The 26,600-nt window shown below is 62.0% G+C and carries 24 protein-coding genes and 1 pseudogene; all 25 read left to right on the top strand.

Annotated features, from left to right (window positions below; translation table 11 throughout):
* Positions 1-230 precede the first annotated feature (230 nt).
* A complete protein-coding gene (allE, locus tag ABLA28_RS00940) occupies positions 231-1,001 on the top strand; it encodes a (S)-ureidoglycine aminohydrolase (protein WP_347712140.1) in 771 nt (256 codons plus the stop codon).
* Between the two features lie 67 nt (positions 1,002-1,068).
* Positions 1,069-2,085: an aspartate carbamoyltransferase gene (locus ABLA28_RS00945; protein ID WP_314718215.1), complete on the top strand. Its 1,017-nt coding sequence runs from the start codon at positions 1,069-1,071 to the stop codon at positions 2,083-2,085.
* A gap of 402 nt (positions 2,086-2,487) precedes the next feature.
* Entirely contained in the window at positions 2,488-3,924 is a 1,437-nt protein-coding gene (locus tag ABLA28_RS00950) for an AbgT family transporter (RefSeq protein WP_347712141.1), read from the top strand.
* A gap of 62 nt (positions 3,925-3,986) precedes the next feature.
* A complete protein-coding gene (locus ABLA28_RS00955) occupies positions 3,987-5,246 on the top strand; it encodes a dicarboxylate/amino acid:cation symporter (protein ID WP_347712142.1) in 1,260 nt (419 codons plus the stop codon).
* A gap of 35 nt (positions 5,247-5,281) precedes the next feature.
* Positions 5,282-6,010 (top strand): aspartate/glutamate racemase family protein, encoded by a 729-nt coding sequence (locus ABLA28_RS00960; protein ID WP_314718210.1) that lies wholly within the window; start codon positions 5,282-5,284, stop codon positions 6,008-6,010.
* Between the two features lie 88 nt (positions 6,011-6,098).
* Complete coding sequence (locus tag ABLA28_RS00965; protein WP_347712143.1) at positions 6,099-6,827, top strand: aspartate/glutamate racemase family protein; 729 nt, start codon at positions 6,099-6,101, stop codon at positions 6,825-6,827.
* A gap of 63 nt (positions 6,828-6,890) precedes the next feature.
* Positions 6,891-8,258 (top strand): allantoinase AllB, encoded by a 1,368-nt coding sequence (allB, locus tag ABLA28_RS00970; protein ID WP_347712144.1) that lies wholly within the window; start codon positions 6,891-6,893, stop codon positions 8,256-8,258.
* Between the two features lie 122 nt (positions 8,259-8,380).
* Positions 8,381-9,586 carry an ABC transporter substrate-binding protein gene (locus ABLA28_RS00975; protein ID WP_347712145.1) on the top strand — a complete coding sequence of 402 codons (1,206 nt, stop codon included), beginning with the start codon at positions 8,381-8,383 and terminating at the stop codon, positions 9,584-9,586.
* 253 nt (positions 9,587-9,839) lie between these two features.
* Positions 9,840-10,700 (top strand): branched-chain amino acid ABC transporter permease, encoded by an 861-nt coding sequence (locus ABLA28_RS00980; RefSeq protein WP_299299732.1) that lies wholly within the window; start codon positions 9,840-9,842, stop codon positions 10,698-10,700.
* A 13-nt stretch (positions 10,701-10,713) separates the two neighbouring features.
* Positions 10,714-11,724 (top strand): branched-chain amino acid ABC transporter permease, encoded by a 1,011-nt coding sequence (locus ABLA28_RS00985; protein WP_347712146.1) that lies wholly within the window; start codon positions 10,714-10,716, stop codon positions 11,722-11,724.
* Positions 11,721-12,503, top strand: a complete 783-nt coding sequence (locus ABLA28_RS00990) for an ABC transporter ATP-binding protein (protein ID WP_347712147.1) — start codon at positions 11,721-11,723, stop codon at positions 12,501-12,503. The genes ABLA28_RS00985 and ABLA28_RS00990 overlap by 4 nt, the downstream gene beginning before the upstream one ends.
* The gene (locus ABLA28_RS00995) at positions 12,503-13,231 is read left to right on the top strand and encodes an ABC transporter ATP-binding protein (RefSeq protein ID WP_347712148.1); all 729 of its coding nucleotides are present in this window, start codon (positions 12,503-12,505) and stop codon (positions 13,229-13,231) included. Before ABLA28_RS00990 ends, ABLA28_RS00995 begins: the two co-directional genes overlap by 1 nt.
* Positions 13,232-13,436: 205 nt before the next feature.
* Positions 13,437-13,973, top strand: a complete 537-nt coding sequence (gene uraD, locus ABLA28_RS01000) for a 2-oxo-4-hydroxy-4-carboxy-5-ureidoimidazoline decarboxylase (protein WP_347712149.1) — start codon at positions 13,437-13,439, stop codon at positions 13,971-13,973.
* A 308-nt stretch (positions 13,974-14,281) separates the two neighbouring features.
* Positions 14,282-15,265, top strand: coding sequence for a TRAP transporter substrate-binding protein (locus tag ABLA28_RS01005; protein ID WP_299299724.1), 984 nt, complete (start codon positions 14,282-14,284; stop codon positions 15,263-15,265).
* Complete coding sequence (locus tag ABLA28_RS01010) at positions 15,262-15,804, top strand: TRAP transporter small permease (RefSeq protein ID WP_347712150.1); 543 nt, start codon at positions 15,262-15,264, stop codon at positions 15,802-15,804. The genes ABLA28_RS01005 and ABLA28_RS01010 overlap by 4 nt, the downstream gene beginning before the upstream one ends.
* On the top strand, positions 15,801-17,081 hold the full coding sequence (locus ABLA28_RS01015) for a TRAP transporter large permease (protein ID WP_347712151.1): 1,281 nt from the start codon (positions 15,801-15,803) through the stop codon (positions 17,079-17,081). The genes ABLA28_RS01010 and ABLA28_RS01015 overlap by 4 nt, the downstream gene beginning before the upstream one ends.
* A gap of 80 nt (positions 17,082-17,161) precedes the next feature.
* Positions 17,162-18,223, top strand: coding sequence for a TRAP transporter substrate-binding protein (locus tag ABLA28_RS01020; protein WP_347712152.1), 1,062 nt, complete (start codon positions 17,162-17,164; stop codon positions 18,221-18,223).
* On the top strand, positions 18,220-18,816 hold the full coding sequence (locus ABLA28_RS01025) for a TRAP transporter small permease (RefSeq protein ID WP_347712153.1): 597 nt from the start codon (positions 18,220-18,222) through the stop codon (positions 18,814-18,816). Before ABLA28_RS01020 ends, ABLA28_RS01025 begins: the two co-directional genes overlap by 4 nt.
* The gene (locus ABLA28_RS01030; RefSeq protein ID WP_314716159.1) at positions 18,813-20,114 is read left to right on the top strand and encodes a TRAP transporter large permease; all 1,302 of its coding nucleotides are present in this window, start codon (positions 18,813-18,815) and stop codon (positions 20,112-20,114) included. Before ABLA28_RS01025 ends, ABLA28_RS01030 begins: the two co-directional genes overlap by 4 nt.
* 60 nt (positions 20,115-20,174) lie before the next feature.
* Positions 20,175-21,542, top strand: a complete 1,368-nt coding sequence (gene allB / locus ABLA28_RS01035) for an allantoinase AllB (protein ID WP_347712154.1) — start codon at positions 20,175-20,177, stop codon at positions 21,540-21,542.
* A gap of 106 nt (positions 21,543-21,648) precedes the next feature.
* Complete coding sequence (locus tag ABLA28_RS01040; protein ID WP_347712155.1) at positions 21,649-23,166, top strand: amidohydrolase family protein; 1,518 nt, start codon at positions 21,649-21,651, stop codon at positions 23,164-23,166.
* A gap of 27 nt (positions 23,167-23,193) precedes the next feature.
* Positions 23,194-24,669, top strand: coding sequence for a chlorohydrolase family protein (locus ABLA28_RS01045; RefSeq protein WP_347712156.1), 1,476 nt, complete (start codon positions 23,194-23,196; stop codon positions 24,667-24,669).
* Between the two features lie 181 nt (positions 24,670-24,850).
* Positions 24,851-25,603 carry an ABC transporter ATP-binding protein gene (locus ABLA28_RS01050; protein WP_347712157.1) on the top strand — a complete coding sequence of 251 codons (753 nt, stop codon included), beginning with the start codon at positions 24,851-24,853 and terminating at the stop codon, positions 25,601-25,603.
* A complete protein-coding gene (locus tag ABLA28_RS01055; RefSeq protein ID WP_347712158.1) occupies positions 25,600-26,397 on the top strand; it encodes an ABC transporter permease in 798 nt (265 codons plus the stop codon). The genes ABLA28_RS01050 and ABLA28_RS01055 overlap by 4 nt, the downstream gene beginning before the upstream one ends.
* A pseudogene (locus ABLA28_RS01060) lies at positions 26,394-26,600 on the top strand (hypothetical protein); the annotation flags it as partial. The gene ABLA28_RS01055 and the pseudogene ABLA28_RS01060, both read left to right, overlap by 4 nt.

Consider the following 26,600-nt stretch of genomic DNA (forward strand, 5'->3'; position numbering starts at 1 on the left):
TCTCCGGGTTCGCGTGAGTCGGTTGTTGTAAGCATATAAATTCCAGGACGCTTTTTTATGTTTCATTCACAATGATTTCCTTCCCTCGCTTTTCTATACTTTTCACAAACGGAAACGGTACGTTCCCCGAAGCGGCGGCCCTGTCGGGCCGTTATTCGTGGGACGGAGCCGTTTTGCGGCAAGGGCCGGGCACGGCCTCGCCGAAAAACTGATGAAGGCGGTGTTTCGCTATGGGTTATCCGAAAGGCAATCTGACGACGCGTGCGGTTGTGAAGCCCTGGAGCTACACGGTGATTCCTCCGGAGGGGCGCGTCAAGAACGTCCTTCCCTTCTTCGAGGGGTTCTCGACCACGATCCTGGCCTCTCCCAAGTACGGTGCCAGCTTCGTGTTCTATATCTCGACCGTCGAACCGGGCGCCAGGACCACGCGGACCTGGAGCGCGGAGGAGGGGATCGAGACCTTCGTCTATTTCATGGACGGAGAGGGCGAGCTGTCGGTGAAGATCGGCGGGGAGGAGAAGGTCCTGAAGCAGGGCGGCTACGCCTATTCCCCGGCGGGCGTGGGGATGGACTTCGCCAACAAATCCAAGGGAACCATGCGGATCCTCTTCTACAAGCAGCGCTATACGCCCATCGAGGGGCACGCCGCGCGGACGTTCTGGGGCAACGTCAACGACATCCAGGAACGCATCTACGACGATATGGCCAACGTCTTCATCCAGGACCTTCTGCCCACCGACCTGGGCTTCGACATGAACTTCCATATCCTGAGTTTCGAGCCTGCCGGCTGCCATCCCTTTATCGAGACGCACGTTCAGGAGCACGGGGCCTACATGCTCTCGGGCCAGGGCGTCTACATTCTGGGCGACGATTACGTCCAGGTGCAGAAGGAGGACTTCGTCTGGTTCGGGCCCTTCGTGCAGCAGGCCGTCTACGCCACGGGACGCGAGCGTCTGTCCTACATCTACTCCAAGGACTTCAACCGGGACGCCGAGATCTGATTTTCGAAAAATCACGGGCATCTGAAAGAAATCACGAATATCCGAGTCTGAAAGGAGACAACGTTTCATGGCCCTGCCGAAGAGCTTCACCCCGTTCCAGATCAAGGACAAACTGGCCGAGACGGGACTGAGGGGAAAAAATTTCGAGTTCCTGACCGACTACACGCGCGAGCAGCTCCAGAGCCTTTTCGAGGCCGGGGAGATGCTGGAGCCCTATTGGCGGTCCAAGCTGAACTTGATGGAGGGCAAGGTGCTGGCGACTCTCTTCTTCCAGCCCAGCACCCGAACGCGCTTCAGCACGGAGGTCGCCATGCTGCGCCTCGGCGGTTCCGTGCTCTCCGAGTCGAACCCCACCACCAGCTCCTCCACGGCCAAGGGCGAGTCGCTGTCGGACTACCTCCGCACGGTGTCCTACTACGCCGACATCATCGCCCTGAGGCACCCCAACGAGAATGAGGTCTTCCCCGCGCTTCCCGGCGCGCGCGTCCCCGTCATCAGCGGCGGGTGGGGCAACGTCACCCATCCCACGCAGGGCCTGCTGGACGTCTACACCATCTACCGGGCGCTGGGGCGCTTCGAGGGCGTCAAGGTCATGATCGCCTCCTCGGACCTCTCCCGTGCGCGCAGCGGGCACTCCTTCGCCCTGGGCCTGGCCACGATGGGGGCGGAACTGGTTTACGTCGGCACCAGCGTCAACCCCATCCCGCAGCTCGTGATGGACAAGATCAAGGCGACGGGCGCCAAGGTGACGGTGCACAACGACCTGACGAGCGAGGAGTACATGGACTGCATGGCCGAGGTCGACGCCTGCTACCTTCCGGGATGCAGCGTGCCCAAGAACGACCCCGAGGCGCGCGCGGCCTTCATGGACCTGATCAAACCCTTCTACATCACGCTCGAGGGCCTCGAGAAGATCAAGAAGAAGACCGGAAAGGTCGTCGGAATCATGCACTCCCTGCCCCGCAACGACGTGGAGTTCGACTACGCCATCGACGACAGCGAGTTCCAGCTTTACTTCCGTCAGATCGGGTTCAGCATTCCCATCCGCATGGCGCTGATCGCCGGTATGGTCGGCGTGGACTGACGCGACGGCCGACAAAAAGCGGGGCGGCCCGGGAAAGCTGCCCCGCCTTCCTCAGGGAAACGCCGATTCGACCATGAAGCCTCCCTGGTGAAGAATCTAAGCGACCAACTCGGTTGGTGGATAAACTGAGTGAGCGACAAACTCGCGTTGCTCGTTGGTCGCCTGTTTATCGTTACGCTCGTTGGTGGTCCGCTTGTGGCGGTTTGCTTAGGTGGTACCCCAGCTTGCCTGTTTTGAGGCGGAAGCCTGCCGGGGTCGCCGCTGCCCCCGGCAGGGGAGTCCTCGCTTCGCTTGCGGGCCGCTCGGCCTCAAGATAGCGGCGTGGGGCACGTTGGTTTTTATGTCCATCCCGCTCCGAATGTATCGCCCCCTATCCTGAAAACAGTAAGGAGAGATACGAGCATGAGCAATGCGAATGCGGAAGAGACAACCCGTAACGGAAAGCTGCGTTTCGTCGAACCCCACATCTTCGCCATCCTCTTCTTCTTCATCGTCCTGATGGCCCTGTGTACCCGGGTCATCCCCGCCGGCGTCTACAAGCGCATCCCCATCGAGGTGGAGGGGGCTGCGCGAATGATGGTGGATCCGACGTCCTATCATCGTGTCGAGAGGACCCCGGTGAGCCTGTTGGGCGTCTTCATGTCCATCCCCCAGGGCTTTGCGGAGGCCGCGGCCGTCATCGCCGTGACGTTCTGCGTGGGTGGGGCATTCGGGGTCGTCAAGCGTACCGGCGCCATCTCCATAGGGGTCGCGGCGCTGGCGCGCCGGATGTCGAGGCGGGGCATCATGGTCATCCCCGTCCTGATGGTGGCCTTTGCCGCCATAGCGGCATTCATAGGGACTCAGGAGCTCTCGCTGATTTACGTGCCGATCATCCTGCCTCTGATGCTGGCCCTGGGGTTCGATTCCATGACCGCCGCCGCCACGGCCCTCTGCGCCACGACGGCGGGGTTCACGGGGGCGATCACCAATCCGTTCACGGTCGGGCTGGCGCAGAAGATCTCCGACGTGCCGCTCTACTCCGGGGCAGGCTACCGCTTCGTGGTGCTCGTCGTCCTGACCTCCGTCACGATACTTTACGTCATGCGCTACGCGAGCCGGGTGCGCAGGGACCCTTCGAAGAGCCTGGTGCGCGAGACCGATGCGCGCTGGCGGGAGGAGTTCGCCGAGGAGGATGAGGCGGCCCATACCAGGGCGACGACGCGGGAGATCCTGGCGGGAGTCTCCGCCGTCCTGATGTTCGCCTGGATGATCTGGGGAGTCCTCGCCTGGAAGTGGGAGATGGTCCACATGGGCGGGATGCTCCTCGCCATCGGTCTGGTCTCCGGCCTCCTTGGAGGGCTGAATCCCAACGCCATCTGCCGCGCCTTCGAGGAGGGGTTCGGAGAGGTCCTGCTGGGGGCCATGATCATGGGGGTGGCGCGTGGTGTGGCCGTCGTGATGACCCAGGGACAGATCATCGATACGGTCATCTTCTACATGGCCCGGATGATCCAGCACATTCCGCCGGCCGTGAATGCCGTGGGAATGTTCGTCGCGCAGAGCGGATTCAACTTCCTGGTCTCGTCGGGAAGCGGGCAGGCCGTCATCACGATGCCGATCATGGCGCCCCTGGCCGATCTCGTGGGGGTTACCCGTCAGGTCTCGATCCTGGCCTTTCAGCTTGGGGACGGATTGTCGAACATCATCTTCCCCACCTCCGGCTATTTTATGGCCGTCCTGGCCCTGGCCCGCATTCCGTGGGACCGATGGCTACGCTTCATGTTGCCGCTCTTTTTGATCGAAAGCCTTTTGGGCAGTGTGTTTCTGGTGATCGCTCAGCTGATCGGCTGGCAGTGAACGTGACGGCGGCTCCCGTGGGCCTTCCTTGCTCGTGAGTCGATTGTGAGGAGAATAAATCTATGGAACAGGACAAAAGCAACCGGAAATTCAAACTTTCCCTGACCCACAGCATCCTGATAGCTACCGTCCTGGGGATGATCGTGGGGTATCTCGTGGGCCCTGCAATAGCTCCGATCAAGATCTTCGGCGATATCTTCCTGCGTTTGATTCAGATGTCCGTTCCCCTGATCATACTGGGGGCCGTCTTGGAGGCTGTGGGGCAGATCAATCCCAAAGAGCTCGGTAAACTGGGATTTAAGATGTTCGTGTGGTTCTCGGTTTCTACCGTTATCGCCGCCGTGATTGGTCTTGCCCTGGCCTTCACCATTCAGCCCGGCGTCGGGCTCCCCCCCATGGAGACGGTCAATCCGGTTCAGCCGCCAACGCAAACGATCGCGCAGGTCATACTGAACTTCTTCCCTGTCAATATCGTCGACTCCATGGCCAAAGGGTCCATGATCCAGGTGATTGTCTTCGCAATCGTACTTGGTATTGCGGTCAGCGTGAACATGAGGGACGACGGAGATCGGTCCCTGTTGAATGGCCTGCGCGTCTTCAACAAGTCCCTCCTGACCATGATCAAAGTGATCATGAAAACCGCGCCGTTGGGGGTTTTTTCGCTCATGGCCTGGGTCTCAGGATCTCTGGGGTTCAACATCATCATTCCTCTGATCAAATACCTCGGCGGAATCTCCTTGGGCGTCGTCATTGTTATGGTACTCATGATCGCGATCACTGCGGCCTATGTGAGGGTCAACCCCTTTAAGTTAGCGGCGAAGCTTGGGAACATGACTCTTGTTGCCGCCACGACCACATCCTCCGCTATCTCCCTTCCGGTCAAAATGGAGGATTCGGAGAACAAGCTGGGCGTCAGCAAGAAGATCTCGAATCTCGTCAACCCTCTGGGGATGGTGCTCAACAGTGCGGGGCAAGCGATTTTCCTGTCCATGGGCAGCATCATGATCGCCCAGTTCTTCCACATCGATATGACCCTCGGCAGGACCATCCAGGTCGTTGCGATATCCACCCTGGCCTGCATGGGAACCCTTGCCGTTCCGGGCGGGGCCCTGATCATCCTTGCGAGCCTCATGCCGACCCTGGGGCTCCCCGCGGAGGGCATCGCCATTCTGGCCAGCGTGGATTGGTTTCGGGGCATGATTACGACGATTCCCAATGTCGACTGCGACGCGCTGATCGCCTTGATTATCGCTAAGGGCGAGGGCGAGTTCAACCGGGACATCTTCGACGGTAAGGTAGACCCCACGAAGTGCGACGCGTAGCTTCACGGTTTCAGGGACGAGTGAGGTGATTCGGAATGAGGCTGTTGGTCATCAACTCCAACATGAACCGTGAGATTACGGACAAGATCCAAAACATCGCCCATGGCCTGGCGAACCCCGATACGACGGTGGATGCGATCTGTGCGGAGTGGGGCGTTCCGGCGATCGAGGGCGGTTACGATGCGGCGTTTGCCGCTCTGGCTACAGTCGAGTCGATCAAACGCCACGAGAAAAACTACGATGCCTTTATCATCGCCTGCTACTCCGATCCGGGCCTTTATGCCGCGCGCGAACTGACGAACAAGCCGGTCTATGGCATCGCTCAGGCTTCGATGCTGGCGGCGTGTTCCTTTGGACACCGATTCAGCATCCTGTCCCCCTTGGCCCGCTTCAAGCCCGTGCTTGAAAGCCTCGTCCGCTACTATGGCCTGGAGGCCCTGTGCGCTTCGGTTCGAACGGTCGACATGGACGTAAAGCAATCTTTCGACGACCTGAAGGCGGCCAATACGGCCTTTGCCCGCGAGGCGAGGCGGGCCGTGGAGGAGGACGGAGCCGAGGTGATCTGCCTGGGCGGAGCAGTTTTCGCCGGCCGGGACCGAGCGATCGGCGAGGAGGCGGGCGGGGTGGTTTGCATCGACGGCCTGTCCGCAGCCCTCAAACAGGCGGAGGCCTACCACCGCCTTGGTTACACGAGCAGTAAGGTGGGGCTTTTCGAGACTCCACGTACGAAGGTCCGGACCCTGCCGGGCGGTGTGGAGGCGTAATCGGCGGCCGCCGGAGGGTTTATGCCGGGCCGCTCCCGTGGAGTTCGCGGCATGTCCGTCATTTTTGGAATAAAGAGGTGGTATCGAAATGAAGCTGTTGGTCATCAATTCCAACATGAACCGCGAGATCACGGACAAGATCCGTGAGGTTTCGCGCAGGCTGGCGAACCCCGGTACGACGGTGGACGTGATCTGTGCGGAATGGGGCGTGCCCGTGATCGAGGGGAACTATGATGCAGCCTTTGCCGCCCTGGCTACAGTCGATCTGGTCAGACGTCACGAGAAAAACTACGACGCCTTCGTTATCGCCTGTTACTGCGATCCGGGGCTCTATGCCGCCCGAGAACTGACGAACAAGCCGGTCTATGGCATCGCTCAGGCCTCGATGCTGGCGGCGTGTTCCTTTGGACATCGATTCAGCATCCTGTCCCCCTTGAGCCGCTTCAAACCGGTGATTGAGAGTCTGGTCCGCTATTACGGCCTGGAGGCCCTGTGCGCTTCGGTTCGAACGGTCGACATGGACGTAAAGCAATCTTTCGACAACCTGAAAGCGGCCAACACGGCCTTTGCCCGCGAGGCGAGGCGGGCTCTGGAGGAGGATGGAGCCGAGGTGATCTGTCTGGGCGGGGCCTCTTTCTCCGGGCGGGACCACGCGATCGGCGAGGAGGCGGGCGGGGTGGTTTGCATCGACGGCCTGTCCGTGGCCATCAAACAGGCGGAGGCCTATCACTGCCTTGGGTATACGAGCAGCAAGGTGGGGCTTTTTGAAGCTCCGCGCGCGAAGACCCGGGTCCTGCCGGATGGCAGAGAGGTTTGATAGGGGTTTCATTCGAAAAGCCTCGGAGGTCGGAGGCTTGTCCTCCTGGACGGAGGTTTGAAAATGGACTGTGATCTTCTGGTGAAGAACGGCCGGGTCGTTTCGGCCGAGGGGATCGACGCGGCCGATGTGGCCGTGAAGGACGGGCGGGTGGCCGCGCTGCTTGCGCCCCATGTACGGGACGGCGTCCGGGCGGCTCAGGTCCTCGATGCGGAGGGCAGGCTCGTGATGCCCGGAGCGATCGACGTCCACGCACACCTCAACGATCCCGGCTTCACCTGGCGCGAGGATTTTGCCCATGGGACCGCGGCGGCGGCGGCGGGCGGCGTGACCACGGTGGTGGATATGCCCCTGCAGAACGAGCCGGCCCTGACGGATGCCGCGATTTTCGCACGCAAGTTCGAGGCCGTTCGGGACGAGGCCCTCGTGGATTATGCCTTTTGGGGCGGGCTGACGGGGGACAACCTCGACAAAATGCGCGCCCTTCACGACGCGGGCGTCACCGCGTTCAAGGTTTTTCTGGGGCCCGTCTCTCCGGACTATCGCACGCTCACCCTGGGGGTCGTGCGGGAGGCCCTGGAGGTCGCCTCCTCTTTCGGCGGCCTGGTCGGCTTCCATGCCGAGGACTATTCCATCATCCGGCACGAGGAGGAGCGCGCCGTGCGGGAGGGCCGGACCGGCCGCATCGACTTCCTGCGCTCGCGTCCGGTGGAGGCGGAGCGGATCGCGGTCGCCGGGGTGATCGAACTGGCGCGTGCGACCGGTGCGCGGGTGCACATCTGCCATGTCAGCCACCCCGGGGTGGCGGAGCTGATTCGTGGGGCTCAGGCCGAGGGGCTGCCCGTGACGGCCGAGACCTGTACGCACTATCTCGTCTTCGACGAGACGGACGTCCTGGAGCGGGGGATGCTCTTCAAGTGCGCGCCTCCGCTGCGGGATGCGGCGGCCCGCGAGGCGCTTTGGGATTATGTTGTCGACGGAACCCTGGCCTGCGTGGCCTCCGACCACTCGCCATGCGCCCCCCGGGAGAAGGACGAGGGGGAAGGGGCCTTCAAGGCCTGGGGCGGGATCAGCGGCATTCAAAGCCTGATGTCGGTCTTCTTCGATCGCGCCGTGCACCGCCGCGGGCTTTCCCCCTCCCTCGTCGCCGCCCGGCTCTCGGAGGGGCCGGCTCGGATCTTCGGATTGTGGGAGCGGAAGGGCGCCGTCCGGCCGGGGGCGGACGCGGACCTGGTGATCCTGGATCCCGACCGGGAATGGCGGATCACGGAGGATTCCCTTCAATACCTCAACCGCATCTCGGCCTTCGTCGGCCTGGAGGGGCGCGGGGTTCCCGAGACGGTTCTGGTGCGTGGGCAGGTTGTTTGGAGCGGCGGGGCCGTGCGGGTTTCGCCGGGCTACGGGGAGCTGGTCAGGCGCCGGACCCCTTGAAAAAAGAGAGCGGCATGCGTAGGGGGTGGGGGCATCCCCCCTCGCCGGGCGAGGGAGTTCTTTCCTCTCGCCGTTCATCATCGTCTTTGGGGCAAAGGCCCCGGAAGAGGAGCGTGTTTTTGATGGGCAGGTTCTGTTTTTCGTCTCGTAAGGCATTGGCGTCGGTGTTGGTCGTCCTGCTTTCCCTGTCGCTCTGCGGCGCGGCACTGGCGGCGGAGAAGGAGCTGAAGATCGGCGTGTTGGGCGTCATGAGCGGGCCGGCGGCCTCCTGGGGGCTGGTGAACCGCTATTGCGCCGAGGCGTCCGCCAAGATGATCAACGACAAGGGCGGCTTCCAGATCGGAGAGGACACCTACAAAATCAAGATTGTCGCGGTCGACGACCGCAACGACCCCAAGGTCTCCGTGTCCGGAGCGGAGCGCCTGATCTACGAGGAGGGCATCCACTACATCATCGGGCCCAACATCGACCCGACCTCCATGGCCATCGTCCCCGTCATCGAGAAGGGCAAGGCCATCAGCATCCCCTATGCCTTCTCCAAGAAGCTCTACACCGCCCCGGCCAGCAACTCGATTCTGGGCATGATCGCGTCCTATCAGGCGGGCCCCGTCATCTACTCCTACCTGATGAAGGAGAAGGGGATCAAGAGCATCGCGTTCGTCGCGCGCAACGACTCGGAGTCCCTGAACCAGAGGGATGAGGGCGTGGAGGCCGCCAGGAAACTGGGCCTCGAGATCCTCGCCGAGAAGGACACCTACGAGCCCGGCACCACGGACTTCTTCCCCGTCATGTCCGGCGTCGTGGGCAAGAAGCCCGACCTGCTGGTGCTCTCCGGAGCCGCGCCCGCGGACACGCCCCTGCTGATCAAGACGGCACGCGAGCTGGGCTTCGAGGGCATCCTCAGCACGGAGACCGCCCAGGACGCGAAGGTGATCGCGGAACTGGCCGGCGACGCGGCCAACGGCTTCATCTCCGTGGGGGGAGCGAGCACCCCGGAGATCCGCAGCGCGTACATGGAGGATTTCATCAAGGAATACGAGAAGGTCGCCGGGGAGTGGAACGACGAGGCCGGGACGAAGGTCTATGCTCTCGAGATCATACTGAACACGCTGAAGCAGGCCGGGCCGGAGGCCATTGACGACGTGGAGAAGTTCAAGGCCGCCATGGAGACCTTCTCCATGCCCAACCCGTATCTGAAGGACAACCGGCCGCTGCACTACATCGGCACGCCCTACTTCGGCCAGAAGCGCCAGATCTCCATCCCCATGGTCGTCACCGTTTTCGAAGGCGGGGACTTCAAGACCCTCTTCGTCGGCAGCGCGGAGTGACGGGACGGGGGGCGCCGCCCCCCAATCCCCCGGCCGGGGAGCCAGCTCCCCGGCGCCCCTACGGGCCCGTCCCACCGGGGGCGTGTCCCCGTGGCGGGACGGGCGAGGGGGCAAGGGGCTCGTCCTCCAGGGAAGCCCATAAGCGGACGGCCGGTGAAAAACGACAAACCGCGCCGTCCGCTTATGGCGGGGTTCGGGGCAGGACCCCGAGTCATGCTTCGGGGCCTCGCCGTCCCGATAGGAGGGATCGTTTTTGGGACAGGTACTCTTCAACGGATTGTACACGGGGGCTCAGTACGCGCTCATAGCCTTGGGACTGACACTGATCTTCGCCCTGATGAACGTTTTGAACTTTGCCCACGGCCAACTTTACGTCCTGGGCGGATTCGTCACCTACTACGTCTACGGAGGCATGAAGCTGCCGTTCGTCGTCGCGCTCCTGGCGTCCGCTCTGACGCTGGCCGTCGTCGGCTGTCTCTTCGAGCTCCTCTTCTTCCGGCCGGTATTGAGGCGCAGCGTTCGGGAGGAGAGCACGATGCTCCTCTCCGCCGGGACGGCCATGATGGTGGAGAGCCTCGTGCTCATCTTCTTCGGGGAAAAACACCGGGGGGTTCCGGCCGTCGTGAGCGGGGTCTTCAACGTCGGAGGGGTCTTCATCCCCAAGGGCAGGCTTCTGGTGATCGGACTCTCCTGTCTGTTCATCGCGGCGTTCATCATTTTCATGCGCTACACCCGACCGGGCCGGGCCCTGAGGGCCATGGCCCAGGATGCGGAGACCGCGCGGCTCATGGGCGTCAACGTGGGGCGCTACGCCATACTCGGCTGGGCCCTGGCGGCGATGCTGGCCGGCCTGGCGGGGGCGATGCTGGTGCCCATCTCGGGCGTCAACGCGGGACTGGGCCAATGGATCTCCGTCAAGACCTTCATCATGGTCATGATCGGCGGGGCCGGCGCCATCTCCGGCGCCATCCTGGGCGGACTGGCCCTGGGCATGCTCGAGTCCTGGGGCTACTATTTCTTCCCCGGCGGAGAGACGTACCTGATCATCTTCGTGGCCCTGATCGTCTTCCTTGCCGTGCGCCCCAACGGCTTGATGGGCAAGGCCGTAAGCTGAGGAGGGCGGTCTCATGAAAATGAAGAAAATCGCGCTTTTAGCGGTATTCCTGCTGATTTATCTCGTGGCCATTCCCCTTGTGTTTCGGGACAGGCCCTATTTTCTGAGGGTCCTCACCACCGCGTCCGTCCTGAGCGTGATCAGTGCGGGGGTGTGGCTGATCTTCTATATCGGCCGCATCAACATCGGGCAGGGGGCCTTCGCCCTGGTGGGGGGCTACACCTCCGCGATCCTCGTCTCCCGGCTGGGCTGCTCCTTTTGGACGTCGCTCGTGGGGGCCATCCTCGTGACCGTATTGCTCAGCGTGCTGATCGGGATGCCCCTGCTGCGCCTCAAGGGCGTCTATTTCTCGATGATCACCCTGAGCCTGACGGAGACGGCGCGCCTGGCGGCCCAGAGCTTTCCGTCGATCACCAACGGGGCCAAGGGGATTCTGAACCTGCCCCTGCCCGGAGCTCTGAGCGTCGGCGGGCTGACCCTGATCCCCGACTTCTCGGCCGTCGACAAGCACCTGGCGTTCTACTACCTCGGCGCCTGTTTCCTCATCATCGGGTTCGCCGTGCTCTACCGGATCGTCAACAGCCGCTTGGGCTGGCTGTTCCGTTCGCTCCAGCAGAACGAGGACCTGGCGTCCTCCTTCGGGGTCGACGTCCCCAGGCTGCGCGTGATCGCGCTGGCCATCTGTGCCGCGTTCGCCGGGGCCGGCGGGGCGTTCTTCGTGACGATGCACCAGTCCGTTTATCCCGCATCCTTTACGGTCCAGGATTCCACCTATTTTCTGCTCTACTGTTTTCTGGGAGGGCTGGGGAGCGTCTGGGGTGCGCTTGTCGGCACGTTCGTCCTCTTCATCAGCTTCGAAATGCTCCAGGGACTCAACCAGTATCAGCCCCTCATCTACTCCTTGATCATGATCGGCATGATGCTCTGGCTGCCCAACGGACTGCTGAGCCTCAAACTGCCCTGGGGACGCAGGCGCTTCCTCTGCGCGCCCGATCCCCAGGACGAGGGGGAGGAGGGACGATGACCATGCCCCTGCTGGAGGTCAGGAACCTGACCAAACGATTTGGCGGCCTGGCGGCCGTGAACGACGTCTCCTTCTCCGTGGAGGAAGGGGAGATCCTGAGCCTTATCGGCCCCAACGGCGCGGGGAAGAGCACGCTCTTCAAGCTGATATCGTCCTTCCTCCACGCTTCGTCCGGAAAGGTCGTCTATCGGGGCGAGGACATCACCTCGATGTCGCCCCACCACGTCGCTCGCAAGGGGATCGTCCGCACCTTCCAGGAGACGACGATCTTCCGGAATATGACGGCGATCGACAACGTGGTTGTCGCGCACCATCTCCAGAGCACGGCGTCGCTGACCGGCTTTTTTTTCGGGACCCCCGCGGCGCGGCGGGACGAGGCCCGGTTTCGGGAGAGTGCCGCGGAGATCCTGGACTACCTGGGATTGGGGGATGTGAAGGAGATGCAGGCCTCCACGCTGCCGCATGGCTACCTCCGCGCACTGGGCATCGCCATCGGGATGGCGGCGCGGCCGAAACTGCTCTTGCTGGATGAGCCCTTCGCCGGCATGAACTCCGACGAGACGCAGCACGCCATGCGGATGGTTCGCGGCATCCGGGGCCGCGGCGTAACGGTCCTGCTGGTGGAGCACGACATGCCCGCCGTCATGAGCATCAGCGACCGAATCGTGGTGCTGAACTTCGGAAAGAAGATAGCGGAGGGCGTGCCCGCCGCTATCCAGGCGGACGAGGCCGTCATCGAGGCCTATCTCGGGCGCGAGGACGAGGAGGTGGGGTTCTGATGCTCGAGGCAAAGAACATGAACATCACCTACGATTGCGTCCGGGCGCTCCGCGGTGTCTCCATCTCGCTGAACCGCGGGGAGATCGTGACGTTGATCGGGGCCAACGGCGCGGGTAAAACCTCGGTGCTCCGTGCGATCACAGGGCTCCGCCGCCCGGATGCCGGGGAGATCGTCTTCGAGGGAGAGCGGATCGATCACCTTGCGGTGGAGGAGATCGTCAAGCGGGGAATCACGATGGTCCCGGAGGGGCGGCACGTGTTCCCGCTCATGACGGTGAAGGACAACCTGCTGATGGGGGCGTTTCTGAACCGTCGGCGTGCGGAGGTCGAGGAGTCGCTGGAACGGGTGTTCACCCGGTTCCCCCGCTTGAAGGAACGTATCGGGCAGACCGCCGGGACGATGAGCGGGGGCGAACAACAGATGCTCGTCATAGGCCGCGGCTTGATGGCACGTCCCAAGCTCCTGCTGCTGGACGAGCCGTCGCTCGGCGTGGCGCCGATCTTCGTACAGGAGATAGCCCGGGCCATCGTCCAGATCAACCGGGAGGACGAGGTCGGCATCATCCTGGTGGAGCAGAACTCCCGGATGGCCCTGAAGATCTCCCATCGCGCCTACGTGATGGTGACGGGCAGGGTCGCCCTGGAGGGGAGTTCGGCGGAGCTTCGCGATGACGAGCGGGTGCAGAGGGCCTACCTGGGCGGAGAGGTCGGGGAAGGCCATAAGTAGTTTTTATATATCCCCTCGACTGCGCTTGGCGATCGAGCGATAGGGGGAGAAACTTTTTCGTCCATGTCGTCGTGGGCGGGCTGGTGGGCTTGCTGCCGAACCCGAGGTGGGCGTGTTTCGTCGCTCCGGTTTCGTTGGCGGCGCTCCCCCTCGAAATTTCCGGATGGGGACATGGCCGGAGGGGCTTGGAACGGAGGAAAAAGGGATGAAGACGACAATGTCCGATTCGCGAATTGCCTTGAACGAGCTGAACGGAATGGAGGAAGAGCGTTTTGTCCGCCTGCTTGGTGCGGTGTTCGAGCACTCCCCATGGGTGGCCTCCGCGGCTTTCGCACGGCGTCCTTTCGAAAACCTGGCCGAGCTTCACGAGGCCATGATGGGGGCTGTCCTGTCCAGTTCCGACGATACGGTCCTTCAATTTCTGTGCGCTCACCCCGAGTTGGCGGGCAGGGAGATGCAGGAGGGGAAGCTGACGGAGAACTCCTCGCTGGAGCAGGCCCGTGCCGGCCTCGACGCTCTCGCGCCCGAGGAGTTTCGGTGCCTGAATTCGCTGAACGCCGAATACAGGGCAAGGCATGGTTTCCCCTTCATCGCCTGTGTCAGACACTACACCAAGGAGGGTATTTTTTATGAGCTGTCGCGCCGTCTGGACAGGTCGACGGCGGAGGAGCGGCGTACCGCGTTGGAACAGATAGCAGCCATATCCCGCATACGTCTTGAAGCATTGGTGCGGGATGAGTAGGAGCAGAGCAGAGCAAAGGGAACGTAACTGATTTCTTTTTGATCGTTCTAAATCGAGAAAGGGGCAGGCTAAAACGAAACGTTTTGTTTTATAGCTGTTTTGAGTTCAGCCTTTCTTCCCTCGGAAAAAGGAGGCGTTCAACCCTCAAAGCGACAGACGACGTACTTGATGAGCGATCTTTCCAAAATCTAAAGGATGTGGAGCCGATAGGGAGAATTTCCGGTATGAAAAAATGGAATGTTATCGGTTAAGTGAGAGGAGTATCGGGATATATTTCATGAAGGATCTATTTTGAAGGAGGTCTTTTGATGAAGGTCAAGGCATTGTTTTTGGGCGCACTGGTGTTTTCCCTCCTTGTTTCTCCGGCCTCGGCTGCCAAGGTTCTGCGATTGGCGGGCAACATACAGCCCGAGCATTCAAGCAGCCGTGCAATGGAGATTTTCAAGACGAAACTGGCGGAATATTCGAAGGGCGAGCTCACGGCAGAGGTCTTTCCCGGGCTGCAGCTGGGCGGAGCGGCGGAGAATGTCGATCAGGTCCGGAACGGAACCATTTTTGCAACATGGTTGACGATCGGTTATCTCTCTCGTACCGTTCCCGAATTGGAAGCTGTGAGCATACCTTTCATCTTCCCGGACAGGGACGCGGCATTTCGAGTCATGGACGGCAAGGTAGGCGATCTTCTGAACGAACGGCTTGGAGAAAAAGGATTCCAGGCACTGGGATATATGGAAGTCGGCGCTCGGAATGTCACCAACAATATCCGTCCTCTGAAGTCCGTCGAGGATTTCAAGGGACTGAAGATACGTCTCCAGCCCAATCAGACGCATATCGCGACCTTCGAGGCTTTAGGAGCGAGTCCTATCGCGATGGATGTGAAGGAGGTCTATCAGGCACTGCAGCAGGGAGTCATCGATGGACAGGAGAATCCTTTTGCCCTGATCCGGGCCAGTCGGTACAACGAGGTACAGAAATACCTTTCCGATACCGCTCATTTCTTCGATTTTGTGATCGTGGCCGCCAGCAAGAAACAGTACGATAGCTTCAGTGAAGAGGAAAGAACGGCAATAGAAAAAGCGATGGCCGAGGCAGTGGCCTGGCAGCGCCAGACGGCGGTTACAGAGGATGCCGAGAGCCTCAAGTTCCTTGTGGATTCGGGAATGCAGTTCGACCCCATTTCTCCCGAAGTTCGCGCTGTTCTGCGTGAAAAGACGAAAGCCGTAATCGATCAGGTAAAAGCAAAGGTCGGCGACGAGCTTGTCAATGCCGTTTTGGCAGAGATTGCGAAATGAAGGGGGAATGCCATCAGCCCGCGGATTCGACTAAGGCCGAATCCGCGGTCCTCCTTATTTGTCTCAAATTGCTCGAGTTTATTGACAAAATTTCCCGATGGGTACTTATCGTCAATATGCTCCTGATGACCCTGTTGGTCGTTTTTCAGGTTCTGACCCGTTATCTTTTTTCCTATTCCATTGCCTGGGCCGATGAGGTATCCCGGCTTACCTTTGTGTGGGCCATGTTCTTGGCTATCCCTCATGGTCTCAAGACCGGGGTGCATGTGGGGATCGATATTCTGGTCAGAAAACTTCCCACGACCTGGTTCGAGGGAGTCTCCAGAGGCATGATGATGTTTTGCGCCTTGCTCTGTCTGGTCGTTTTCTACTATGGTATTGGGGCGACCCGCGAAAAAATGCAGGAGCTCATGCCCATTCTCAATTTTACGGCGGCCGTCTACTACATACCCATCCTGATTTCCATGATACACAGTTTTTTTCACCTTATCCTTCAGGTGATTTTCGGAACAAAAATCTGGGAGGGCAGAAGCCCATGAGTATCGTGATCGTCCTTGTCTTTGCAGTATTGGCTTGTTTGGGCATGCCTTTGGCTTTCACATTGGGCTTTGCCTCTTTGGCAGGGCTCTTTATGGGGTCTATCGATTTCGTCGTGATGCCGCAGCGTATGATGCACGCAATCGACTCTTTTCCCCTGATTTCCATACCGCTTTTTATGGTGGCTGGGGAACTGATGGTTGAGGGCGGGATCATGGACCGGCTTGTCGACTTCGCCAATAGTGTGGTGGGACGGGTGCATGGAGGACTTGCGCACGTTGCGGTTCTCACGGGCGCTCTTCTCGCCTCGGTCAGCGGCTCGGCGGTTGCCAGCGCCAGTGCGATAGGAAGCTCCATGGTCCCCTCTTTGAGAAAATATTATGATGACGGCTATTCCAGCGCCGTTATCGCTGCAGCCGCGAATTTGGGGCCCATTATTCCTCCCAGTGGAGCTATGATCATGTATGCCCTGATGTCGGGGGGAAGAGTTTCCGTCGGCGGGATGTTCATGGCCGGGGTCGTTCCGGGACTCCTCCTGGTCCTGGGACTTATGGGAACGGCAAGCTATATTTCGTACAGACGGGGAGTGCCTTTGACGGGGCAGCCTTTTAAGCTGAGAAATGTCTTGATTCAAACCCGCAAGGCTTTTCTTATCTTTATGATGCCCATTTTGGTTGTCGGAGGTATTGTTGGCGGTATGTTCACCCCGACCGAAGGGGCGGGGATTGCGGTCGCATATGCGGCACTCGTCGGATTTTTTGTCACCAGGAAGCTCAAGCTCTCCGCCATCCCTGCGGTGATGTTCCGTGCCGCGGTGGGCTCGTCGGTCGTGGGAGCCCTTATGGCCTTTGCTGCAACGACGACGTTCGTTTTTACGATAGATCTCGTCCCCGTTCGTTTGGCAAACTTTCTGCAGGGTCTTACAAACAGCCCCTCGGTATTTTTGTTCCTGATGATGCTTATCCTGGTTGTAGCAGGTATGTTCATCGAGTCGATCGCTGCCTACATCATGCTGGTTCCCATTTTTGCCCCCATAGCGGCCGCATACGGCATAGACCCCTTGTGGTTCGGGTTCCTCTTCGTACTGAATCTCGTTATCGGTATGATGACTCCGCCGGTTGGGGTGCTGCTTTTTGCCATGTGCGGCATCACGCGTGTTTCCATCGGTGACATGATACGCAACTCGTGGCCTTATATTTTTCTGCAATACGGGATGCTTGTCCTTTGTATATTTTTCCCCTCGCTGTGTCTTTGGCTGCCCAGAGCCCTTGGGTATTGAAAAGAGAAAACTCTTACAAAAAAGGCTGAAACGTTTTTAACGTCCGAGTGACGGTAAATCGAATAAGGAGGGAAATGAAAATGAAACGTTTTGTGACGGTCTTTGCGGCTGCGGTCCTGTGTTCGGTCTTTCTGCCGGCGGCTGCCGGCAGTGCGGAGGCGGCCGATCCGAAGGCGATGCGCGTGGTGGGCAACTTCTCCACGAACTACAAGCATGTGGAGCTGGAGAAACCTTTCTTCGTGGACCTGCCTCAGTCCGCCGGACTCGAGTTCCGGACGAGCTACAACACGATGGATGCCGTGAACGTCAAGGCCGAGGATGCCCTGCGTCTGCTGCGGTCCGGGACTTTCGACGTCATGAGTGTCCAGATAGGGATGGCGGCCAGAGACGACCCCTTCCTCGAGGGAATCGACCTCGTCGGGGTATCGACCAACCTGAAGGACCTCCGTACGGCTGTCGACGCCTATCGGGAGGCCCTCGATGCTCGGCTTCAGAAGCGCTTCAACGTCAAGATCCTCACGCTCTGGCCCTTTGGCCCTCAGGTCTTTTTCAGCAACAAGCCCATCAAGGGCGTGGAGGACTTCAAGGGGCTGAAGATTCGGAGCTTCACGCCGTCGATGGCGAAGCTCATCGAGTACTTCGGGGCCATCCCGGTGACGCTCTCCTTCTCCGAGGTGTACCCCGCGCTTCAAAGAGGGGTCGTGGATTGCGGCGTGACCTCGGCGGCCTCGGGCAATACGGGCAAGTGGCCCGAGGTGACCACGCACCTGTTCCCTCTGGCCGTCTCCGGCTCGGTACAGGGGCATTTCATCAACCTCGACTACTGGAACAAGTTTTCTCCGGAGTCTCAGGAGAAATTGATGAAGGAGTTCCAGCGCCTGGAGACCCTGATGTGGGAGTTCACCGAGAGGGCCAACAGTTTTGCGGTCAACTGCAATGTCGGTCAGGAGCCGTGCCAGGACAACACGAAGTTCAATATGACCCTGGTTCCGGTCTCCGACAGGGATAAGGAGCTGCTGAACGCCGCGGTGACGGAGACGGTGCTCCCCCTGTGGGCGGAGTCCTGCCGCAAGGTCTATCCCGAGGGCGTGGAGATCTGGAACGAGACGGTCGGTAAGGTGCGAGGGTTTCGTATCCAATGAACAATCCGATTTCAAAGGCGCTCGAGCCTCTGGGACGTCTGATCGCCGTCGTTTCCGGCTACGTTCTCCTGGGATTGGCCTTTGCCATGTCGGTCGAGATCGTGGGGCGCAAGCTGTTCGCCTTCTCCTTCCAGGGCATCGATGATATCGGCGGATACGTCCTCGCCATCATCGCCGTCGCGGGGGCCGGCTGCGGTGTCATTGCCAAGACCCATGTCCGTATCGATATCTTTCTCGTCCGACTTCCCAAAGGGCTGCAGCGTTTCCTGAACATGCTCGCGATGATCGCCATGGCGGGCTTCGCCTGCTTTTCGACCTGGCGAGGGGCGCGCGTCCTGGAGGAATCGGTCGAGTTCGGCAGCCGTGCGGTCAACCCCCTCCAGACTCCCCTGTGGATTCCCCAGGCGATATGGCTTTTGGGCCTGGGCTTTTTCTCCGCGGTCTCCTGCGCCTATGCCGTCCACGCGGTCAAACTGTTCTTTTCGGGGTCCAACGCACTGAATGATTTCTACGGCCCCGTATCCGTCAACAAGGACCTCGAGGAGGAGCTTCAGGCCCTCGAGGAGCGCAGGGAGGAGGGGATGGAACTGTGATAGACGTCTCGATCGCGGCGGCGGGGTTCTGCCTGCTCATCCTGATGATGGCTCTGGGGTTCCATGTGGCCGTCGCCATGTTCGCCATCAGCATCGCGGGAGCCGTGGGCTATCTGGGGGTACCGGCTGCGTTGGAGTATGGGACGCAGCTTTGGGGGGCGGGAAACAACTTTGTCCTCACGGCCATCCCGCTTTTTGTCCTGTTGGGAGAGATCCTGGTTCGGGGGGGCTTCACCGACAAGATGTACCGCTCCCTGGCCGACTGGCTCTACTGGCTTCCCGGCGGGTTGCTGCACACGAACATCGTCGCCTCCGGAATGCTGGCCGCCGTCTCCGGCTCCTCCGTCGCCACCGCCGCAACCATCGGCACCATCGCCATTCCCGCCCTGGAACATCGAAAATACGACCAGAGGATGGTCCTAGGCAGCATCGCGGCCGGGGCGACCCTGGGCATCCTCATTCCCCCATCGATCAACCTGATCCTGTACGGGGCCATGACGGGCAACTCGGTGGGCAAGCTCTATCTGGCGGGAATCATCCCGGGAATCCTGCTCGCCCTGCTCTTTATGGGGGTCATCGTGGTCTGGGGACTGCGCAGCCCCGGTATGGGCAGTGAGGCCGAGACGGTCGACCCGCTGGGGGTTCGACTCCGGCGCCTGAAGGACCTCCTTCCGCCTGTGGTGATCTTTACGCTGGTCATGGGCAGCATTTATCTCGGTTGGGCCACTCCCACAGAGTCGGCCGCTTTGGCGGTCGTCGGGGCCTTCGCCTTGACCGCTCTGGCCGGGAGATTGAGTTTCAAGATGCTGCACGAGTGTTTCGAGAGAACGATCCTGATAACGGCCATGATCCTTCTCATCACCTCGGCCGCGTTCTACCTGACGTTTGTCCTGGGGCTGATGGGGGTCCCCGAGATCATGGCGGATTTTGTCACGCGCCTGAACGCTTCGCCCTCCTCGCTGATTTTGGCGTTGACCATTTTTTATCTCATCCTGGGATGCTTCTTCGATGCCCTGGCGATGATCGTCGGGACCATACCCATCGTCTATCCCATGACGATGGCTGTCGGGATAGACCCCATCTGGTTCGGCATCTTTCTCGTATTGATGGCCGAACTGGCCCTGATCACGCCCCCCATGGGCATGAATCTGTATGTCGTACAGGGAGTGCGAAAGGAGGGGTCCATCTCCACCGTTATCGTCGGGACCCTGCCCTTCCTTGTGGTGATGCTGCTCTTTATCGTCCTGGTCTTCGCATTTCCTCTCCTGGTAACGTGGCTCCCCGAGGTCGCGTTCTGAGCCCTCTCCGCTGAGATTCGGGAAGGCTTCATCCATTATGCCCAAGGCAGGTAGAGAAGCATGAGTACGAGACAATTTTCCTGTACGGTCGTCAATGGCCTCGTCGCGGCCCCGTCGGGGCTCGTCGAGGCCGACATCGGCATCGCGGACGGCAAAATCGCGGCCCTGGCCGCCGGAGGGACGCTCGGCGCGGGAGAGCGCGTCATCGACGCGGCCGGGATGCTGGTCCTGCCCGCCGTCGTCGATATGCACGTTCACTTCAACGACCCGGGGTTCCCCGACCGCGAGGACTTTGCCCATGGCACCGCCGCGGCCGCGGCCGGCGGGGTCGGTACGGTCGTGGACATGCCGCTCTCCGGGGCCCCGGCCGTGACCTCGGTGGAGAGCCTGGAGCTCAAGAAACGCGCCGCCGCGGAGCGCGCGGTGGTGGACTATGCCCTGTGGGGCGGCCTCGTGGACGACAATGTCGCGGAGCTGCAAGCGATGCGCGAAAGGGGCGCCATTGCCTTCAAGGCGTTCACCTGCTTTGCGGGCAGCGACTTCCCCTATGCCCGCCCGGACGTGCTCTTCCGCGGGCTGGCCGAGGCGGAGAAACACGACCTCCTGGTGGGGGTTCACTGCGAGGACGAGGCGCTGACGTCGTCCCTCGAGCGGGCGGCCCGGTCCGCCGGGCGCACGGGGGTGCGGGATTTCCTGGGGGCCCACGCCCCCGTCACGGAGCTCCTGGCCGTCGACATGGTGTTGGAGATGGCCCGTTCCACGGGGGCGCGCGTTCATATCTGCCACGCCACGCTGCCCGAGGTGATCGATCGGGTATCGCGGGCCCGGAGGGAGGCGCGGGTGACGGTGGAGACCTGCCCGCACTACCTGATCTTCTCCGAGGACGACCTGGAGCGGCTGGGGGGCGTCCTGAAGTGCACGCCCCCCGTGCGGACGCGGGAGACCGTCGAGGCCCTTTGGGATCGCGTCCTGAATGGCGCGGTGGACGTGATCTCCTCGGACCACTCGCCCTCGACCGTCGCACAGAAGAATCCGGCAAGCGGGAGCTTCTGGGACATGTGGGGCGGGGCCCAGGGCGTACAGACCATGTTGCCCGCGCTCTTCACCCATGGGGTGCGGCGGCGGGGCCTGAGCGTGGAGATGCTGGTGCGGCTGGTCTCCGAGAACCCGGCCCGCCTAATGGGGCTCTACCCCCGCAAGGGGGTCATCAGGATCGGGAGCGATGCCGACCTGACGATCCTGGACCCCTCCGCGCGCTGGACGCTCGCTCCCGAGATGCTGCTTCATAAAAACAAGCACAGCCCCTATATGGGGATGAAGTTCGAGGGGCGCGTGACCGCGACGCTGGTGCGCGGCGCGGTCGTCTTCGATGGCCGAAGGATAACGGCGGATCCCGGAAGCGGAAGGCTTCTGAGAGGCAGTTTCTGAACCGGGCGAATGTCTCCGAGTCGGGAATCTTCGAACTGGAAGGTCCCAATATTGAATTGAGGAGCCTTTGGGGCGGTGCGGCGGCAGGCTGTGAGATTGGGAGCTGATGACTTTGGATGGAAACAGGAAACACGCGGATCTCATCCTGAAGAGGGGCACCGTGATCACGATGGACCCGGAGCGGCGCATTCTGGAGAACGCCTCCGTGGCCGTGGAGGGGACGCGGATTGCGGCAGTGGCCCCAGCGGAGGATATCGAGGCGGCCTACAGCGCCGATCGGGAGATCGACTGCCTCCACAAGGCGATCCTGCCGGGCCTGATCGATGCGCACGGACACGCGGGGCACGCCCTGCTCAAGACGATCGGTTCGGATACGCGTAGTCACTGGATGCACATCGCCACACCCACGTACCACCATTACACGACGGATGAGTTCTGGTACGTCGAGGCGCGTCTGGCGGCTTTGGAGCGCCTGAAGATGGGGGTGACCTGCGGGCTCAGCGTCATCAGCTCGGCCCAGCGCAGCGACGACCCGGTATTCGGGAACAACAACGCGCGGGGCTATGCCGACGTGGGGATCCGAGGGGTCGTGGCCGTCGGGCCCTGCAATCCGCCGTTTCCGCGCAAGTTCAGCCGCTGGAAGAACGGCGTCCGCCACGAGGTGGAGGTGTCCTTCGAGGGCATGATGGAGGGGGCCGAGGCCGTCATCGAGACGTGGAACGGAGGGGCCGACGGGCGCATCCGGGTGTTTATCGCGCCCTTCGTCCTGCTGACGTCGATCTTCGGTTCCGGCCCTTCGGCGCCGGATGTCGCCGTGGCGTTGTCGGACCATGACCGGCTGATGATGCGCCGGGTCCGGGAGGTCGCGGCCAAGCACAAGGTGCGCATCCACACGGAGGCGTTCGGCGGGATGATCCGGCTCGCCCATCGGTGCGAGTATGCGCTCCTGGGGCCGGACGTGCATATCCAGCACTGCACGGGCATCTCCTTTGAGGAGGCCATGATCCTGGCGGAGACGGGGACGCACGTGGCCAGCGCGCCCGGTTACGGTCAGGTCAACGGGCGCTGCCCGATCCCCGAACTGCTCGGTCTGGGCGCCAACGTCGCGATCACGACGGACGGGAACTCTCCTTCCACGCCGTTCGACCTCCTTCGGTCCGCACGGCAGACCCAGCTGATCCAGCGCATGCTCTGCCACGATCCCTTCCTGCTGCCGAACGGCAAGACGCTCGAGATGATCACGATCGACGCCGCGAAGGCACTGGGCTGGGAGGACGAGATCGGTTCCCTCGAGCCGGGCAAGCAGGCGGATATCGCCGTGATGAACCTCTGGCAGCCGCACCTGGTCCCTAATATCATGCCGGTGCACCGCGTAATCTGCGAGGCGGTGGGGCACGATTTCGAGACCGTCGTCGTCGCCGGGCGCGTACTGATGGAGGGGCGCCGCGTCCTGTCCGTGGACGAGGACGAGGTGCTGAGGGAGGGCGAGGCGGAGGCCCGCCGCCTGATCGAGCGCGCCGGGCTGGAGCGGCACATGGCGCTGCCGGGCACCTTCTGGGGATACACGCAGGGATGGCTGGACGAGCGGCGGGTGGATTACGATTCGCTGCCGTGCCGTCCCTAGAAGAACGGAAAAGCGCGGTTTTCGAAATTGAGGACGAAACTGAGCGCAAAGTATGTCGTGGCGTTCGACGGATCGCGGCACGTCCTGCTGCGGGACGGGCAGGTGGTGTTCGAGGGAAACACGATCGTCTTCGTCGGCCGTGAATACCCGGGGCGCTGCGACGAGGAGCTGGATTGCGGCAACGCTATCCTCAGCCCCGGCTTCGTGGACCTGGACTCCCTGGGCGACATCGACCACGGCCTGATCCACTGCGAGGCTCCGGCCGCGATCCAGAGCCACCTGCTCTGGAGCCGTGCGTATTACGAGAGGGGCAGCCGCGAGATCATGTCTGCGGAGGAGGAGGCGTTCAAGTCCCTTTACGCTTACGTCCAGCTGATCCGGCACGGGATCACGACGTCCATGCCCATCACCTCGGTGTACTACAAGCGCTGGGCGGAGACTCTGGAGGAGATCGAGGCCGCGGCCCATCACGCGGGGCGCCTGGGGTTGAGGGTCTACCTCGGGCCCAGTTACCAGTCCGGCGCGAGGGTCGTCAACCCCGACGGCTCCGGAGAGGTGCTCTTCAAGGAGGACGAGGGGCGCCTGGGGCTGGAGCGGGCCATCCGTTTCATCAAAGAGTTCGATGGAGCCTACGGCGGGCTGGTCCGCGGCGTCCTGGTGCCGGAGCGCATCGAGACCCAGACGGAGGAGAACCTGCTGGCGACGAAGACGGCCGCCGATAAGCTCGGGTGCCGCGTGCGCCTGCATGCGGCTCAGGGCTCGTTCGAGTACACGTGGGTCCGAAAGCACCAGGGGATCACGCCGCTTCAGTACCTGGATAAAATCGGCTTCCTGGGGCAGACGACCCTGATCCCCCACGCTATGTACGTGCCGGGGTACAGCGCTATTCACGATGCGCCCACGGGCAACGACGTCGAGCTTCTGGCCCGTACGGGCACGACCGTCATCCACTGCCCGCTGGTCTACGCTCGTTCCGGCGTCGCGCTCGAGTCGTTCGGGCGCTACCGGAAGGCCGGGGTCAACATGGCGATGGGCACGGACACCTTTCCCCCGGACATGCTGGCGAACATCCGCATCGGAAGCTTCATGGCCCGGCGGGTGGACCGATCCCTGGAGGGCAATACCTACGCGGACTTCTTCGAGGCGGCGACGCTGGGAGGCGCGCGTGCGCTGGGCCGCGAGGACCTGGGGCGCATCGCGGCAGGGGCCCGCGCGGATATGATCGTCCTCGACCTCGATGGACTGGACGTGGGCACGATCGACGATCCGCTGCGGACCATCGTCAACTCCGGGACGTCTCGGGAGGTGCGCCATTCGATCATCGACGGCCGATTCGTGATGCGCGACCGCGTCATCCCGGGGATCGACGAGGCGGCCCTCCGCGACCAGGCGCAGGCCTACTACGAGAAGATGCGCATGGGCTACTGGGAGCGGAGCGACGGCTCCCTGTCCCCGGCGGAGCTGTTCCCGGGGTCGTTCCCGGAGGCCGGCCGGGACCTCTGAGGCGCACCGCATCTTCGAGAGGCGAAAGCTGTGGAGGACGGCACGGGGTCCGCGCCGTCCTCCTCCTTTTCGGGGGATTCGGCCTCGCGTACCGGCGGCGTGCCGCTCCCCGCGGACGGAACGCTGTGCTAGAATGAGCTTTCGGGTTCACCTCAGCTTCACCTCGGAAAGGGGAAACACGATGACACGGGAGCTGTCTCTCGGGGTTGCGGGGTTGTCGAAGGTTTACAGAAACTTTCTCAGGAAGGAGACGGAGGCGCTCCGGGACATCGACATCGAGGTCCCCAGGGGGGAGTTCGTCTCCATCATCGGCCCGTCCGGATGCGGCAAGTCCACGCTGCTTCGCCTGATCTCCGGCCTGGAGCGGCCGACGTCGGGGGAGGTGCGGTTCGGCCCGGGGTACGGACGCGGGGACATCGGCTTCGTCTTCCAGAATGCGGTGCTCCTTCCCTGGAAGACCGTCTTCGAGAACATCGCCTTTCCCCTCAAGATCAAAAAAATCCCCCTGGAGGAGAATCGGGAGCACCTCGATGCCCTGATCGAACTGGTCGGGCTCTCGGACTTCAGAAACGCCCTGCCTCACGAGCTCTCCGGGGGGATGAAGCAGCGGGTCTCCATCGCCCGCGCGCTCTCCTGCAGCCCGCCCCTCCTGTTGATGGACGAGCCCTTCGGGGCTCTGGACGCCATCACGCGGGACACCATGAACATGGAGCTGCTCCGCATCTGGAGCGACACCCAAAAGACGGTCCTTTTCGTCACGCACGGCATCGACGAGGCCGTGTTCCTGTCCGATCGGGTTCTTGTCCTTTCCCCGCGCCCCGGCACGGTCCGGAAGGTCCTGACCGTGGACCTCCCGCGTCCCCGGACCCAGGAGATGCGCCTGCTTCCCATCTTCAACGAGTACTGCCGCGCCCTGCGGGAGGCCATAGGATGACCCCGACCCGCTGGAGGCGCGCGGCCGAGTACGGGCTGTCGTTCGCCCTGTTCCTGGGGATCTGGAAGGGGTATGTTGCGGCATACGACGTCCCGGCCTTCATCCTGCCCTCCCCGGAGGAGACGTTTCTCTGCCTCGTCCGGCTCTTCAAGGGGGAGATATACTTTCACCTGGCCGTCACAACGGGGGAAATCGTCTCGGGGTTCCTTCTCGGGAGCGTTCTGGGCTTCCTGTTCGGCTATCCCCTGGCCAGGAGCGCGCTGCTCCGCAAGGCCCTGATGCCCTACGTCCTCTTCGCCCAGACGGCACCCAAAATAGCGCTCATACCGCTCTTCGTGTTGTGGTTCGGGCTGGGCTGGGCCTCCAAGCTGATCCTGATCGTGTCCATGGTCTTCTTCCCGGTCATGGCGTCCGTGATCCTGGGGATGCAGTCCGTGGACCGCGGGATGCGCGACTTGATGCGCGTCCTCCGGGCCTCGCGGCTGCAGACGTTCTGGGAGGTGGAGCTGCCCTCGTCCCTGCCGCCGATCTTCGCGGGGCTGAAGGTGGGGATCGTCCAGGCCGTGATCGGGGCGATCGTGGCCGAGTGGATCTCGAGCAAATCGGGGCTGGGCTACCTGCTGACCTATGCCTCGGCGCTGAGCGACACGCCGCTCCTCGTCGCCGCCATCATCGTGACCTCCTCCCTGGGAGTCCTCCTCTACGAGGTGCTGGACGTCGTGGAGGGACGGCTTCTCGGCTGGCACGAGTCGCAGCGCGACGCCCATGCCGTCCTGAGGGAGGCCGCGCCGTGAGCCGCTACACCAGCGCGTCCGATCCCCGCTACGACGGACGCCTCCCTCACCTGCGCTGTCTGCCCTCCGAGGTGGCGCCGATCGTCCTGCTGCCGGGGGACCCCGCCAGGGTGGGGCGGATAGGGGAGGGGCTGCGGGATTTCCGCATCGTCTCGGACCTGTCTCTTATACACATCTCCGAGCCCACGAGACGGAGCTACATC

It is taken from the genome of uncultured Fretibacterium sp., assembly GCF_963544685.1.
Taxonomy (GTDB): Bacteria; Synergistota; Synergistia; order Synergistales; family Aminobacteriaceae; genus CAJPSE01.

Coding starts and splice junctions, on each gene's coding strand:
- allE (WP_347712140.1), top strand. CDS start 231: ATGGGTTATCCGAAAGGCAATCTGACGACGCGTGCGGTTGTGAAGCCC.
- ABLA28_RS00945 (WP_314718215.1), top strand. CDS start 1,069: ATGGCCCTGCCGAAGAGCTTCACCCCGTTCCAGATCAAGGACAAACTG.
- ABLA28_RS00950 (WP_347712141.1), top strand. CDS start 2,488: ATGAGCAATGCGAATGCGGAAGAGACAACCCGTAACGGAAAGCTGCGT.
- ABLA28_RS00955 (WP_347712142.1), top strand. CDS start 3,987: ATGGAACAGGACAAAAGCAACCGGAAATTCAAACTTTCCCTGACCCAC.
- ABLA28_RS00960 (WP_314718210.1), top strand. CDS start 5,282: ATGAGGCTGTTGGTCATCAACTCCAACATGAACCGTGAGATTACGGAC.
- ABLA28_RS00965 (WP_347712143.1), top strand. CDS start 6,099: ATGAAGCTGTTGGTCATCAATTCCAACATGAACCGCGAGATCACGGAC.
- allB (WP_347712144.1), top strand. CDS start 6,891: ATGGACTGTGATCTTCTGGTGAAGAACGGCCGGGTCGTTTCGGCCGAG.
- ABLA28_RS00975 (WP_347712145.1), top strand. CDS start 8,381: ATGGGCAGGTTCTGTTTTTCGTCTCGTAAGGCATTGGCGTCGGTGTTG.
- ABLA28_RS00985 (WP_347712146.1), top strand. CDS start 10,714: ATGAAAATGAAGAAAATCGCGCTTTTAGCGGTATTCCTGCTGATTTAT.
- ABLA28_RS00990 (WP_347712147.1), top strand. CDS start 11,721: ATGACCATGCCCCTGCTGGAGGTCAGGAACCTGACCAAACGATTTGGC.
- ABLA28_RS00995 (WP_347712148.1), top strand. CDS start 12,503: ATGCTCGAGGCAAAGAACATGAACATCACCTACGATTGCGTCCGGGCG.
- uraD (WP_347712149.1), top strand. CDS start 13,437: ATGAAGACGACAATGTCCGATTCGCGAATTGCCTTGAACGAGCTGAAC.
- ABLA28_RS01005 (WP_299299724.1), top strand. CDS start 14,282: ATGAAGGTCAAGGCATTGTTTTTGGGCGCACTGGTGTTTTCCCTCCTT.
- ABLA28_RS01010 (WP_347712150.1), top strand. CDS start 15,262: ATGAAGGGGGAATGCCATCAGCCCGCGGATTCGACTAAGGCCGAATCC.
- ABLA28_RS01015 (WP_347712151.1), top strand. CDS start 15,801: ATGAGTATCGTGATCGTCCTTGTCTTTGCAGTATTGGCTTGTTTGGGC.
- ABLA28_RS01020 (WP_347712152.1), top strand. CDS start 17,162: ATGAAACGTTTTGTGACGGTCTTTGCGGCTGCGGTCCTGTGTTCGGTC.
- ABLA28_RS01025 (WP_347712153.1), top strand. CDS start 18,220: ATGAACAATCCGATTTCAAAGGCGCTCGAGCCTCTGGGACGTCTGATC.
- allB (WP_347712154.1), top strand. CDS start 20,175: ATGAGTACGAGACAATTTTCCTGTACGGTCGTCAATGGCCTCGTCGCG.
- ABLA28_RS01040 (WP_347712155.1), top strand. CDS start 21,649: ATGACTTTGGATGGAAACAGGAAACACGCGGATCTCATCCTGAAGAGG.
- ABLA28_RS01050 (WP_347712157.1), top strand. CDS start 24,851: ATGACACGGGAGCTGTCTCTCGGGGTTGCGGGGTTGTCGAAGGTTTAC.
- ABLA28_RS01055 (WP_347712158.1), top strand. CDS start 25,600: ATGACCCCGACCCGCTGGAGGCGCGCGGCCGAGTACGGGCTGTCGTTC.